The 13,080-nt window shown below is 67.3% G+C and carries 13 protein-coding genes; all 13 read right to left on the bottom strand.

What is annotated here, in order from left to right; translation table 11 throughout:
• Positions 1-11 precede the first annotated feature (11 nt).
• The 13 genes from AC4LGL_RS33475 to AC4LGL_RS33535 all read right to left on the bottom strand — a co-directional run bounded on the left by AC4LGL_RS33475 (position 12) and on the right by AC4LGL_RS33535 (position 13,070).
• Positions 12-1,664 (bottom strand): Gp37-like protein, encoded by a 1,653-nt coding sequence (locus AC4LGL_RS33475; protein ID WP_491842598.1) that lies wholly within the window; start codon positions 1,662-1,664, stop codon positions 12-14.
• 187 nt (positions 1,665-1,851) lie between these two features.
• Entirely contained in the window at positions 1,852-2,958 is a 1,107-nt protein-coding gene (locus AC4LGL_RS33480; protein WP_491842532.1) for a hypothetical protein, read from the bottom strand.
• Positions 2,955-7,115, bottom strand: a complete 4,161-nt coding sequence (locus AC4LGL_RS33485) for a phage tail tape measure protein (RefSeq protein WP_491842533.1) — start codon at positions 7,113-7,115, stop codon at positions 2,955-2,957. The genes AC4LGL_RS33480 and AC4LGL_RS33485 overlap by 4 nt, the downstream gene beginning before the upstream one ends.
• Before the next feature lie 105 nt (positions 7,116-7,220).
• Positions 7,221-7,526, bottom strand: coding sequence for a hypothetical protein (locus AC4LGL_RS33490; RefSeq protein WP_491842534.1), 306 nt, complete (start codon positions 7,524-7,526; stop codon positions 7,221-7,223).
• The gene (locus AC4LGL_RS33495) at positions 7,501-8,256 is read right to left on the bottom strand and encodes a hypothetical protein (protein ID WP_491842535.1); all 756 of its coding nucleotides are present in this window, start codon (positions 8,254-8,256) and stop codon (positions 7,501-7,503) included. The genes AC4LGL_RS33490 and AC4LGL_RS33495 overlap by 26 nt, the downstream gene beginning before the upstream one ends.
• Positions 8,257-8,261: 5 nt before the next feature.
• Complete coding sequence (locus AC4LGL_RS33500) at positions 8,262-8,681, bottom strand: hypothetical protein (RefSeq protein WP_491842536.1); 420 nt, start codon at positions 8,679-8,681, stop codon at positions 8,262-8,264.
• Positions 8,682-8,729: 48 nt separating this feature from the next.
• The gene (locus tag AC4LGL_RS33505) at positions 8,730-9,272 is read right to left on the bottom strand and encodes a hypothetical protein (RefSeq protein ID WP_491842537.1); all 543 of its coding nucleotides are present in this window, start codon (positions 9,270-9,272) and stop codon (positions 8,730-8,732) included.
• A 434-nt stretch (positions 9,273-9,706) separates the two neighbouring features.
• The gene (locus AC4LGL_RS33510) at positions 9,707-9,958 is read right to left on the bottom strand and encodes a hypothetical protein (RefSeq protein WP_491842538.1); all 252 of its coding nucleotides are present in this window, start codon (positions 9,956-9,958) and stop codon (positions 9,707-9,709) included.
• Entirely contained in the window at positions 9,958-10,644 is a 687-nt protein-coding gene (locus tag AC4LGL_RS33515) for a hypothetical protein (protein WP_491842539.1), read from the bottom strand. The genes AC4LGL_RS33510 and AC4LGL_RS33515 overlap by 1 nt, the downstream gene beginning before the upstream one ends.
• Before the next feature lie 3 nt (positions 10,645-10,647).
• A complete protein-coding gene (locus tag AC4LGL_RS33520; protein ID WP_491842540.1) occupies positions 10,648-11,109 on the bottom strand; it encodes a hypothetical protein in 462 nt (153 codons plus the stop codon).
• A 28-nt stretch (positions 11,110-11,137) separates the two neighbouring features.
• On the bottom strand, positions 11,138-11,644 hold the full coding sequence (locus tag AC4LGL_RS33525; RefSeq protein WP_491842541.1) for a hypothetical protein: 507 nt from the start codon (positions 11,642-11,644) through the stop codon (positions 11,138-11,140).
• Positions 11,641-12,582 (bottom strand): phage major capsid protein, encoded by a 942-nt coding sequence (locus AC4LGL_RS33530; RefSeq protein ID WP_491842542.1) that lies wholly within the window; start codon positions 12,580-12,582, stop codon positions 11,641-11,643. The genes AC4LGL_RS33525 and AC4LGL_RS33530 overlap by 4 nt, the downstream gene beginning before the upstream one ends.
• Positions 12,583-12,614: 32 nt before the next feature.
• Complete coding sequence (locus AC4LGL_RS33535) at positions 12,615-13,070, bottom strand: hypothetical protein (RefSeq protein WP_491842543.1); 456 nt, start codon at positions 13,068-13,070, stop codon at positions 12,615-12,617.
• Between the last annotated feature and the right edge of the window lie 10 nt (positions 13,071-13,080).

Raw genomic sequence — 13,080 nt, forward strand, 5'->3', positions numbered from 1 at the left:
TGGTTGACCTCCTAGAACAGATCGCCGGACCCGGCGAGCAGGGCAGCGAAATTGGCGATGTTGCTCATGGTTCGGAACCCGCGGGCGACCGGGTCCTCCTCGCGGGTGTCGTCACCGAAGCTGATCACCGGCCGGCCCACGCTGGTGCGCGAGCCCTCGGCGCGGATCGCCCACACGTTCTCGGTGTAGGTGACGCCGCGGATCTCGGCGGCCACCCGATCGCCGAGCCAGTAGTCCTCGCCCAAGATGTAGGGCTGGCCATCGCCCACGTCGAACTTCTGCGACCGGTAGGCCTTCATCGCGGCGTCGCCGGCCGCGAGGTCCTGAATCGCGTTCACGGTGTACGCGGAGCCGTGACCCTGGTGGAAATACTCGCGGAACGCGTAACTACCAGCTTTGCTAGAGCGCAGCGGATTCACATATCTCTGGAAAGCAATAAACACGTCATCGAGCTGGCCCTGATAAAGGTTGTCAAGGCCCTCAACGCCATATGCCTCCTGGCCTAAAACGACCTGGGCCAGCTGCGATATCCCATATCTAATGGCGAATGTGATCGCCTGATTCACCCATTGAGGCGATTTACCGCCGACAATAATGTCGGTTGCTTGCTGTTTATGAATTACGAATTTCGATTTGCGGACATTGCCGTAACCGACGTCGCGATAAACGAACGGCGTCGGTTTCGGTGCGACGAGGAACAGCTTGCGAATCAGCGGGTCGGTCTCGCCGTCGCGGTCGCTGTCGATCGGGATGAACGTCTCGGTGATCAGGTCGTCGAGCGTCGCCGCGAACAGGTTGAGCGCGCCGTCGACGAGGGTGCCCGTCGGGCCCGTGACGCCGCTGACGTTCTCGAACGACAGGATCACGCACGCACGCGTGGGCTTGAGCAGCTCGGCCAGCTCGGGCCCGAACATCGTGTACGGGGCGGGATCTCCGGGCAGCCAGGTGTAGGCCCGGCAGATCACGTTCGCGTCCTTCATCGGCGGCGACAGCACGGTGTGCGCGTCTTTCCACCGAGCGCCGATAGTGCACCAACGCGATTGGTCGAGAATCGGGTTGATCGGCATCACCTGCACCGGCCAGTTCAGCGGTGAGATGTTCTGCAGCCAGGTTTCCGGGGCGAACAGGTTGCGCGGGATCGGGTAGAACCCGTTGAGCGAGAACAGCCGGAAACAGTTGATGAACGTGCTGATCGCGCACGTCGAGGCGGTCGGGCCACCCCACAGGAACATCTTCGGCAGCTGCACCTCCATTGGGGTGATGGGGTTGGCTGCCAGGTAGATTCCCTTGAGGTGGCGGCGATTTGAGATGCAGTTCAGCGTCGTAATGGACGCTTCGCCGGGGTTGTCCTCGCCCTCGATCGTGGAGACCTTGCCGCCCCAACGCATCCGCCAGTCGTGCGGCTTGTCGGGGTCCGGGTCGATGGTGAGGTGAATGTCCTCGTCGTCACCGATCTGGTAGGTGAGGATCTCGCGCAGCCACTCCATGTCCTTGCCCGAGAACGTGATATGCGCCTCGCCGTCGTCGGTGGCGAGTTCCTCCCAGTCCCATTTGTCGAGGTTCTCGACGCGGGCAATAAAGTTGAATTCCTTGTCCCACACCCGGATGAGCGGGGCTTTGGTGCGCCGATTCATGTAGGCGAACCGGCGCTCTAGCAGGTGCATCCGCAGCTCGGGGGAGAACTCGCCGGCCTCGGTGCGCGGGTCGAGCGCCCCGCCGATCGCGGAGACGACGCGGTCGAGAATCGCGGTCACGGGTGCCGCCCAACGTCAAACCACCACGCGAGCGCCAGGCCGACACCGGCGCACCACACGCCGGCCAGCGCCCACAGGATCGCCGCGCTCGGGCCGTTCATGCGAGAGCGCTTTCAAATCGTTGCGGCAGCTGGCACCAGATCTTGCCGCCCGCGTGCTCGTGCACGACCGGCAGCGTGGCCACGCTCTTGGGTGGGATCGGCACCGAGAACCCCTGGCCCTTGAACCGTTGCAGCAGAGGCAAACCGCTGTCGCCGTACTCACCCACCAGCCAGTCGAGCAGCTCGCTCTTGCGGATGAATTTCTTGAGCAGGTTGTCGACGGGGTCCTTGGTGGTGATCGCGATGCGGTGCGTCGGGTCGGTGTCGATGATCGCGTGCTCGCCATCTTCGAGCTCGGGGATCTCGATCATGTTGGCGTCGCGGGTGCGGGTGAACGTGCCGAGGATCTCGTCGACGAACGGGATGCCGAACAGGTTGCCGATGCGCGGCCAGTCGTCGAGCGGGTTGCGCTCGCCGCTGGTGAATGCGTTGGGGCCGTCGGGCAGCCAGATCTTGCCCGGCGCGGACACAAAGAAGATCGGCCACGACGGTTCGGTGCCGCGGTTGGCGATGCGGATCTTGCCGACGTTGGGCCCGCCGGCCGGACGGACGAACGGGGGCGGGGACGCGTCGGGTCGTCGCCATCGCGGCTCGCCGTCGGCGGCCAGGATGATCTCGTGCAGCGAGACCCGTTGGTAGGCAGGGTCGTCGGGCAGTGCGCACTTGGGCGCTTCGAGCAGCTGCATCGGTATCCACAGCTGGCCGTGGCGGCGTGTGGTGACCGAGAAGTAGCCGGTGGCGTCCTTGCGGCAGCCGGCCCAGAACCGAGACTCGGTGTCGTACCAGCCGAGCCGGGTGCTCGACATGAGCCCGAGGGTGAACGAGATCTCGCGGCGGCCGTCGACGGTGCGCTCGAATTTCGGTGGCCCGTAGGCCGGTGTGGTCCACACGCCCTCGAATGGCACGTGCACCATGCCGTCGATCGCGCCGGTGACGAACGCGCCCTCGGTGCCGGCCATCGTGCCGGTGAGGGGCCAGTAGCGGCCGTCTGAGCCGATCCACGCGCACGAAACACCTTCGGCGCGTGCGGCCTCGGACAGCTGCGACCACGGCACCACGCGGCGGTCTCCGCTGATGGCCGGCGGCATCTCGATGGTGGTCACTTGCCCATCACCCCCGGATTGGCGGTGTAGGTGCCGTATCGCGGGGTGTTGAGCAGGGTCCGGCGGATGCGTTGCTCGTTCGCCTCGGGTGTGCCCTGCGGGTTGTTCACCGTGACGTGCGTGCTCTGGTCGACCGGTCCGGGAGCGACGCCCCCGCCCTGGTGCTGCTGCTGCGCGCCGGGCATACCGAGGTCGGGCAGCACCGAGGAGACGCCGGGGATCATGCCCAGCGGCAGCTGACCACCGCCCCCACCGCCACCGCCCCCACCGCCGAACAGGTCATCGAGCGGGCTGGCCGGGCTGCCCGACCACGGGGTGCCATCGCCGTTGGCGTATCCGGTCTGCCACGGGAACCCCTTGCCCTGCGGGGTGTACTTGATGCCGAGCAACGACTGAGCGAGCTTCACGATGCCCAGCTGGCTCGGATCGGGGAACAGGTCGCCGAGACCGAATGTGTCCTTGAGGAACTGGGAGCCGATCGAGCCGAGCTCGCCGAGCTGGCTGTCGCCGCCGTCCTTGCCGCCGGCCGGGCCCTTGCGGGGCTTGCCGCGGCGCGTCTCGTCCAGATCGTCCTTGGCCTGGTCGCGCTCACGCTCGGCCCGCATGAGGTCGTCCTTGGCGTTGTCGAGCTGGCGCTGCATCGAGTCGCGCTGCGCCGGCTTGGCGCTGTCGAGCTTGCGTTGCCGCTCGTCGACGAGGGCCTGTTTCTCGACGACGGTGCGCTCGCGGTCAGAGACCCGATCCTCGGCCTCGCGCAACTGTTTCGGTGAGGCCGGCTCGTATCCGTAGCTGCCGCCCGCGTCGGCCATGCCGCCCCCGACGCTGCCGTAGCTGCCGCCACCGAAACCGCCGAAACTGCCGCCCGAGCTTGAGCCCTCGCCGTAGATGTTCTCGATGGGCAGGTACATGTGCTGGTCGAAACCGGGGTCGTCGCCGCCCTTGGCGTTCGCGCCGATGGTGAAAACACCGTTGCGGCCGCCTGCCTCGGCGTTCTGGCCGTTGCTCAGCGTCATCGCCATGTGGCCGTCATTGGGGGCCGGGCCGCGGTCGTACCAGCCGACGGTGATCGCGCCCGGACCGCCGGTGCCCGTGCGGAACCCGAGCTTGCTCAACCACTGCTCGGCGTTCTTGGTGGACATCAGGCCGCCGCTGTTGTCCATCCCGAGGGCCTTGAGGATGACGCGGGCGACCATGCCCGAGCAGTCGGTGCGGTTGCCCTGGCTGTAGGCGGTGCCGAGCATCGACATGGCGGCCCGCACGTCGGGGCCGTCGACCACGCCGCCGGTGCGGTAGCCGGGGATCATCGCGTGCAGCAGTTCGGGGCTGGGCACCCATCCCGAGTTGAGCGCGGCGACCACGGGGGCCCCGCCCTTGTCCATCGCTTTCGCGGTCACCACGCCCTCGCCAGCGGACACGAGAGCGGTCGGGCGGCCCTTGGTGTCGACGCCGATGATTGAGTCGCTGGTGCCGCTACCAGGCCCCCAGAGCAGGCCCTTGGGCGTGCGGCCTGCCACGCCACCGGACGCCAGGCCGGTGAGCACGTTGCCGAGGTCCTTGGCGGCCTGAGCACCGGGGATCTCGACGGGCCCGATGGACAGCGGAACCCGTTGTAGGACACCGCCGAGCCACCGCAGCGGGGCCTTGACTGCGTTGATCACCGCGTCGAGGGCCGACTTGACGATGTTGCCCAAGCCAGACCATGCGGTCGACACGAAATCGGAGACGCTCTTGAACGCGTTCTTGAGCTGCTCGAATATCGGCGAGATCGCCGCCCACCCGGCCGACATGGCGGCCTTGATGCCTTCCCAGGTCGGCACGATCGCGTTTTTCCACAACCACGTTGCGGCGTCACCGATCGTCGAGAACCCCGCCTTGATGCCGTCCCAGATCGGGGAGAGCACCGCGGCCGCGCCGCTGGCGGCCAGCTGAAAGTTGTGCCACATCGGGACGAGGACGGTGTCGAACACGTAGCCGGCGGCCTGGCCGAGCGCGGAGAACGCACCCTTGAAAAAGTCGAACACCGGTGAGATCACCGACCAGGCAGCCGATATCGCCGTCTTGGCGAGGTTCCACGCGCCGACGAACACGCCGCCGATCACCTTGGCAACCTCGGTGAGGACCGTCGCGCCTATCTTGATCGCCTGGAATACGCGCTGCGCCACGGCCTGGCTGGCGGTGAACGCCCGAATCATGATCGGCACCGTGATCGAAACGACCTTGATCGCGCCGACCAGCACACCGCCGAGGACCATGCCGACTGCCTTGAGGATCGGCAACGCCTCGCGGAACGTCGCGCCGACCTGGCGGCCGAGGTCGGCCAGCGGGCCCTTGAGCTTGTCCATGTACTCGGTGAGCGCCGGCATGACGTACTGCCGGAACGCATCTCCGAGCGAGCTGAGCACCTCTTTGACCGGCCCGATCGAGTCGCCGATACCGGCGAACACCGACTTGAAATTCTCGGCGTACTGCTGCAGCGGCCCGGTGCCCTCGCCGCTGATCACGTCGGTAAACCAGTTGCCGATCGTGATGAGCGGGCCGTCAATGACGTCGAACAGCTTGAGTTTGAACGCCTCCCACGAGTTCGACAGCGCCTCGACCACACCGGGTAGGCCCTGCATCTGCGCGCTGGCCATATCGGCGGCCGCGCCCTGGCGGCGAACCGCGGCGGCCGAGTCGTCCCACGCTTGGGCCCCGCCCTTGGCGGCAACCATGCTGGCCCGCATCGCATCCGAGCCGAACAGCACGGCGGTCGCCGCCTGAAACTCCTCTTGGCTCATGCGTTTGGACGCCTCGGCGACCTGTTTCATCATCGACTCGACGCCGACGAACTGCTTGTTTGCGTCGTAGAGCTTGAGGCCGAGTTGCTCGATCGCCGCCTGCGCAGGGTTGCCCTGGTCGGTGATCGCCAGCATGGACGTCTTGAGCATGGTGCCCGCGTCGGAGCCGTTGATGCCCATGCGGGAGAACATCGTTAGCGCTGTGAGGGTGTCCTCGATCGAGACACCGAACCCGGCGGCGACTGCGCCGCCCTGCTGCAGCGCGAGGCCGAGATCGCTGACGTCGGCCGAGCTGGCGTTCGCCGCGGCAGCGAGCAGGTCGGCGACGCGTGTCGCGTCGGTTGCCTTGAGCGAGAACGTGTTGATCGCCGCGGATTGGATCTTGGCGGCCTCGGCGGCGTCGATCTGGCCCGCGGTGGCCAGCTGCAGCGTGCCGCGTGCGGCCTGCATCGCCTGATCGGCAGTCATGCCGCCCTTGGCTAGTTCGAGCATGGCGTTACCGGCGTCGCGCGCCGAGACGCCGGCCAGCTGGGTGTCTGCGCCGAGCGCGCGGGCCGCGTCGCGCATCTTGCCCATGCGCAGCGTGTTCGTCTCGGCGGTGTCGCCGAGTTGCGCAGTGACACCTGAGAACGCGTTGACGGTGCGCTCGAAATCGATGCCCGTGTCGAGTGCGCTCTTGAAGATCGCGCCGACCGCGGCCGCGCTGACCACCCCGGCCAGTGCGCCCATGAACGCGCCGCCGATCTTGCCGCCGATGCCGCCGGCCATGCTCGCCAGACCCGAGCCCTCGGACTGCAGCGACGAGCGCAGCCCGCCGAACAGGCCACCCCGACCGGTCGAGGTCGCGTTGGTGCGTCGACGCGCATCGGCGAGTTCGCGCTCGGCCGTTTGTGCTTCGCGGGTGGCGGCCGCCTCAGCGCGGCGAGTGGACGCGACGCGCTGCTCGATCGTCGTTACCTGAGCGGCAGCGTTGCGGGCCCGCTCACGAGCTGAGGATGCCTGCCGCTCAGCGGTAGCCAGCTGGTTGGCGGTGGCCTTTCCCTCGTTGCGCAGATCGGCGAGCCGACGCTCGGCAGTACCTACGGCCTGAGCGCGAGATGCGGCGTTGCTGCGGGCCGCGTCGAGCTTGGCCTGCTCGGAACGAACCTTGCCGGTCGCGTCGGCGACCTTCTCCAACGCCTGGGTATGGGACTTGGCCGCTGATTGCACCGCCGAGGCGCTGGACTTGAGGCCCTGGCCGACATTGTCGCCGAAATCCTTGCCGAGCTTTTTGCCGAACCCGCCGAACGTCTTCTGCATCTGCGAGTTGACCTGGCGGTCCATGCCCTGAAACGAGGGGATGACCGGCAACGCGTAATAGCCGACCTCGTCGATCGCCACCAGTCACCGCCCAACGTGCGCGCGTGCCTGTTCTCGTGGGTGATGCCGGGTCGAGGAGAGAGTGAGGTGTGGTGAGTGAGCGGGGAATTACTGGGGCGGTGCTGGTTACGGGATGCAGTCGCTTTGGATCTTCGCGCCGGCGTAGTCGGCGAATTCGTTCATGTCGTCGACGACCGGGCAGAGCTCCTCGAGTCGCTGGTATGCGTCCTCGCCGACGAGCGCGATGATCGCCTCAAGGTAGTTCTCCCTGGCGAATTCGCGTGCCGCGCGGGTGGGCCAGCGGCCGCGGCGCTTGGGCAGCGTGAACGTCTGGTCTTTCCATTCGAGAGTGATGGTTGCGGCGTTGAGGTCCTCGATCGTCTCGTCGTCGGAGTCGGGGACTGCCTTAACCGCGGTGTTGCTCTTGGACATTGGGGGTCGCTCCTAGTTCTCTCTCTCGGTTGGCGATTGCTTCCTGCATCGCTGCGGGTAGGCCCGGAGCGGTCACCGGTGCGGCCGGTGGCGCGTAGTGGGCCTGCCTCTCCCGCAATTTATCGACATGCTCGGCTTTTGCCTGCATAGCTTCGAGCGCCTTGGTGCGCTCCTCGGGCTTGAGCGGCCGGCCAGGATAGATCTCGCCGGTGAGTGCCTGGTAGACGCTGGCGGCGATGTAGTCGGGCTCGGTCCACACGTGGCGGCCGTCGTTGTCGGCCAAGGCGATTGCCGAGGTTGGCTGAGACCGCCGCACACACACCCACACCTGCCGCAATGTGAGCGTGCCGCGGAACCGGTCGAGGTAGTCGACACCCACGCGGCGCAGATCGAGCTCGACGTCCTCCTCGTAGTGGTCGAGCAGCCGCAACAGTGTGGGGATGCCGCCGAACCACTGATCGGGGGTCGGTGGGGTTTCCGGGAGCCGGCCGACGCCGACCGCGCGGGCCATCAGCTCAGAGACGTTGCGGTAGTCATCGATGACCGGGTCGGGGATGCCGATCGATTGCCCGGCGAGGAGCACGTCGACCGCTTCAACCCACCGCGCCTCGCGGATGAGTTGAAGCGGCCAACGTTCGAGCGCCAACGGCACCACGACCTTTTGCCCACCGAACGCAACGTCTGCCTCGGTAGCGCCGGTCGCCTCTAGCCGAGCCGCATCACTCGGCACGTGCCCTACAGTCCGAGCTTGGCGACGAGCTCGGGCTTGCTCAGCGATTCGAGTTCGGCCTCGCTGTAGACGTTGCCGGTCTCGTCGGCCAGGCCTTGGCGCGCTGCGTACGCGACGAGGTCGGCCTTGTTCGAGGCCTTGGTCGGCTGGCCCAGCTCGGACGGCAGCTCGGTGTGGGTGACACCGTCGCCGTCGACGACCTCGCCGCGCGCCGGCTGCTCGGGGTAGTCAGCCTCGGCGACCTGGGTCACCGATGCACCCGAGCGGGCCGTCGACCGGACGAACAGGCCGCCCGATTCTGGGGTGTCCTCGACGAATTCGACGTCGCCGCGTTCCTTCATGACCTTGGCCGAGCTCTCGTCGACCGAGAACACCGCGCCCTCGTGGCGGCCGGGCAGGGCCTTGAGTGCCTTGACAGTTTGCACCGCTTCTCTCCTTTACGTTTTCGCTACGAGATTCTCGTAATGCGCTGGTCAGGCGGCCTTTTGAGCCTGGTACAGCTCCTTGGCCGAGTTCGGGAAGATCCGAGCCTCGATCTCGCGGGGCTGCGCGCCGCCCTCGTTGTCGGAGATGGTTTCGCACCAGAACCGTGCCGGCATCTTGGAGATGAGCCGGTTCACACCGCCTGCCGCGGTGCGCTTCTCGACGGCCATCCACGCGTGCAGCGCGTGCGGCACCACGATGGTCGTCTCGGTCGAACCGGGCCACAGGATCTCCTGCACCGTCGGGTTGTCCTCCAATGCGGACACCTTGGTGGTGTGCGAAAAATCCTTGTCGGCAACGATGATCGTGCCGTAGCCCCACGCGGGAATGTCGGTGCTGTCCCACTGGCGGCTCTGTTCGATACCGGCATCGCCGACGAGCAGCCCGAGGAACTCCCACTTACCGACCGTGGTGACGAACGGGTCGGCGACGGCGTCGGGGATATCGTCGACGGGCAGCGTGGCCGCCTTGTAAATGAGGACGTCAGCCTCGGCGAACAGCCGCGAGGACACATTTGCTGGATTGCCGGCCATTGGCGTTGCTCCTGTCTAGTAATCGATCATCGGGACAACCGCCGGCAAGGTGAACGAGGCCAGGTCTGCACCCGTGTCCGAGTCCCGTGTTGCCACGAACGCCGAGCCACCGCGCCGGATAGTTGCCATTCCATCGGGTAGGTGCGCGCGAAGATAGCCGTCTGAGACAGCGGCAACCCTCTTGGCGAGTCGAGACCCGCGGGCACGCACGAGAATCCGAATGGTTGGGTCGCGTTTGATGGGATATTGCACGGGCCCCCCGTCATCGCTCACGGTGATCAGGGGCGGGTCGGTTCGTAGGTTCCAATTCGGGGGTATCCCGTCCTCGGCGTCCTCGACGCGGCACGCGGCCCCGAACTCGGCCACCTGGGACGGAAGTATGAAAAACGCCCGCAGCGAGGTGATTACGGCGGGGACCGGGTCGGCGTGCACTCTCATCGGATAGGCCACCCGAGCTCGCCGGCCGCCTTGGTCGCTTTGCCGTCCTTGGCCTGGTCCTCAGCACCGACCACGACGGCAGACACCGAGCGGTCGGTGACGTAGTCCTCTACGTGGCCACCGGCCCGCGCTGCGCCCTGCTCAGCGGTGTCGTGGATGAACGCCTTGAGCCCGCGGTCGTTCTTGGCGATTCGACCGATTGCCTTGGCGTCGCGGTGGAAACCGGGCTTCATGTTGCGTCGGGCCATCAGCTGCGTGCACCCCCTCGGAACTCGGCGAGCACCACCAGCTGGCGACGCTGCACCCATTGGGACTCTTGCCGTTTGACCAGCGCACGGCACTCGCGGCCCCGCACGATGAGCCAGTCGCCGTCGCTGATCGGCGCGTCGAGGTCGAGCACCACGGTGTAGTCGACCGCGAGAGCGGCCTCGGCAGAACCGAATTTGATTCGCGCATCACCGGGCAGGACGCCGCGCGCGGTGAGCGGTACCGGCTCGCCGTCGGGGTCAACGATGCCGTCGTGCCGCAGCCCGGCGGGCACCACGATGACCTGCTCGCCGAGGCTGACGTCGGCGGCCCAACGGCCGAACACGCGAACGTGGCTGGCGCGGTTGAAATCGTCGTAGTGCGTGACGCCCGGCGTGGTCAGCTCGAACAGTCGGCCACCGTGGCGCACCGCGGCGGTCGACTGCAGCGCCGCGGTGTCGTCGTCGACCGGCAGCGCGCCGCGGGCCTCCAACGTGGCGATGGTGGCCCCGCCGAGTTCCTCAGTGCCGCCGGTGACTTGCCAGGACGCACCGGTCTTGGTCACGGTGCGCTCGGTCATCTCCGGGCGGCCCCACGCGTCGAGAGCTGGGGGATCGGCGGGCTCGCGGATGACCAGCTCGACGGTGTCGGGGCCGAGGGTGGAAAGAAGTTGGCCGGCGGACAGCATGATTTACCACTGCCTCGGGCCGGGATCGCTGAACGCGTCGACGAACGCGCCGGGCCCGCCGTATTCGCCGGTGTGGTCGGTGCCGTAGAACGCCTGCGGCAGCGCAGAAGTGGACAGGCCGAGCATGATCAGGTGCCGGTCGTCGAATTCGAGGAGCTTGGCCGCCTCGGCGTAGGTGATCGAGGTGGTGCGGCTGTCGGTCTGCGTCATCACCTGGCGCACACGCGGGTCGTCGAGACCGGCGGGGGACAGGACCGACGAGACGACGTCGTAGGTGATCAGTTTCGCCTGGGTGACGAGCGGGTCGTTCCCAGACAGGCCAGGCCGGCGGTTCGGGTCGCGAATCCAGTCGGCCGCGGCCTGCACGAGGAGCCCGACGAGTGCACGCTCGCCGGCCGACAGAACCCGAGGCGCAATCATCGCCTCGAATTCGTCGACCGTCAGGAACGGCGTGGTGGGGTCCACTCGTCGAGCTCCTCGTTATCGGTTAGCGCTATCCGCCGACCTTGCGGGCGACGGCCTCCTGCAGTGCGGCCTTGGTCATCGCGCCGGACTCCTCTTCGGTGACCGCCTCGACCTGCACGGCGTAGGCCTTCCAGACCTCGACCGTGGCGCTCTTGGCGGGCCGACCATCACCGGTGGGCGGGCCCTCGGGTGCGCCGTCGGTGGTGGGGATCGTCGTGCTCTCGCCGAGACCGTCCGGTCCGGTGTTGAGCCCCGTATTGGCTTCGGCCTGCAGCTGATTGGCCTCGCTCTCGCGGTTGACCGCCCCGTCCGGCGCGGTCGCGAGATCGTGGCCCGGCTCGACCTCGACGCTGGCCTTGACGAACGCCGCCGCGGCAAGACGGCTGGCCACGGTGAGGCGGGCCGCCTCAGCCTTGGACAGCTCGACCTTGTCGCCGCGCTTGTACCGGCGACGCACCCGCTCGTCGCCCTCACCCTCGACGCGGTAGAACGCCGAGGCCGCCAAGACGTAGGTGCCGGCCTTGGCCGCACTCACGGGGTCACCAGATCCGTCAGCCACAGAGCGGCCTTCGGCTGGTCGAGGGCCATCGCCCGCTTGTGGGTCATATCCGAGCGCCAGGTCTCGGTGGGCCCACCGTTGGGGCCGTTGCCCTCGGGGTAGACGCCGGTGAATTCCAGCGGCCGGGTGTCGGAGTAGAACCCGAGCGTGCCGCGCTCGCACACCAAGATCCGATCCTCGGGGAACGACAGCGAGCCGATGATGGTGCGGCCCATGATCGTTCCGGGCAGCTGACCGGTCAGCAGCGGGGTGTCGCCTGCGATGTTGCCCTGGTAGACCTTGAGAAACTTCTCGTTGTCCAGCAGGACGGGCAGGATTCCGGGGTTGAGGACGATGGTGTCGGGCTCGAACCCGGCCCATTCCTCGTCGGATGCCACGTCGCCGCTGGGGGTGGCGAACGTGATTTCCTTGATGGCCAGCGCGAAATCGAGCCGGGGGTTGCCGTTGGCGGTGTCCCAGGCGTTGTCGACGGGCATCGTCGGCACCGCGTTGGACAGCAGCAGGGCCCGGATTGCGCGGTCGTCGGCACGCTTGAACGTGTTGCGCAGCTGGGTCATCTGCTTGTTGACCGCGCCAACGCGGTTCTCGTCGCGCATCTCTCGGGAGATCCGCACGCCGAGGCCCCGCTTGTTGGCGACCGCCACCCGCGGCACGCCCATCTCCCCGTAGGTCACCGGGATCTGGGCGAACTCGGCGACGTCCTCGACGTCACCGACGAGGAACGTGGGGTCCCCCTCGGTGTAGCCGACGAGGCCCGACGGGTTGGCCCCGGCGTTCCGCAGCAGGCTCTCGCTGATGAAAATGTTCGTCATCAGCTCTTTCATCTTGGTCGGAACCATCATCGGCGACCCGATCAGATCGGCGACGGTGATGCTGGGCCCGTCCGAGATGCTCACGACTCCTGTCTTGGGCATTGCTCTCTATCTCCTTGTCTCGACCGAGGTCGCTAGATCCCGAGCCGGACGAGGCCGACGGGGTTGGTGGCAACGACGACACCGCCGGGCTGCGTGCAGCGGCCGACGATGGTGCGGGCGTCGGGCGTGGCCCCGGCCGGGGTCACGGTGCCGTTGGCCGCGGCGACCAGCAGATCGCCCTGATTGGCGTTGGCCGCGTACGTCATCGGCACCTCGTCACCGCCGTAGGCCACGGCGACGGTCTGCGGCAGCACCACGGTGTTGACCACGGGGCGGCCGTTGACGGTGGTGGCCTGAGTGTTGACGTCCTCCGGTGCGATCGCATCGGTGAGCGCGACGCCGGCCGCGCGGAACGTGCCTGCGGCCCATTCCTGAATGCGGCCGTTGGCGGCGAATTCGACGCCACGACCACCGCGCACGGTCTTGGTGGCCGCTGGGGTGTAGGTCCGCGGCCCCGAGGCCTTGGTGACCTGAACTGTTCCGGGCATTGTGCTGTGT

The organism is Mycolicibacterium arcueilense (assembly GCF_058536225.1).

Bases quoted from the DNA above. Each gene is read 5' to 3' on its own strand.
- AC4LGL_RS33505 (WP_491842537.1), bottom strand. From the start codon at position 9,272: ATGGCCGGCAATCCAGCAAATGTGTCCTCGCGGCTGTTCGCCGAGGCT.
- AC4LGL_RS33515 (WP_491842539.1), bottom strand. From the start codon at position 10,644: ATGCTGTCCGCCGGCCAACTTCTTTCCACCCTCGGCCCCGACACCGTC.
- AC4LGL_RS33535 (WP_491842543.1), bottom strand. From the start codon at position 13,070: ATGCCCGGAACAGTTCAGGTCACCAAGGCCTCGGGGCCGCGGACCTAC.
- AC4LGL_RS33490 (WP_491842534.1), bottom strand. From the start codon at position 7,526: ATGTCCAAGAGCAACACCGCGGTTAAGGCAGTCCCCGACTCCGACGAC.
- AC4LGL_RS33530 (WP_491842542.1), bottom strand. From the start codon at position 12,582: ATGCCCAAGACAGGAGTCGTGAGCATCTCGGACGGGCCCAGCATCACC.
- AC4LGL_RS33510 (WP_491842538.1), bottom strand. From the start codon at position 9,958: ATGGCCCGACGCAACATGAAGCCCGGTTTCCACCGCGACGCCAAGGCA.
- AC4LGL_RS33475 (WP_491842598.1), bottom strand. From the start codon at position 1,664: ATGCACCTGCTAGAGCGCCGGTTCGCCTACATGAATCGGCGCACCAAA.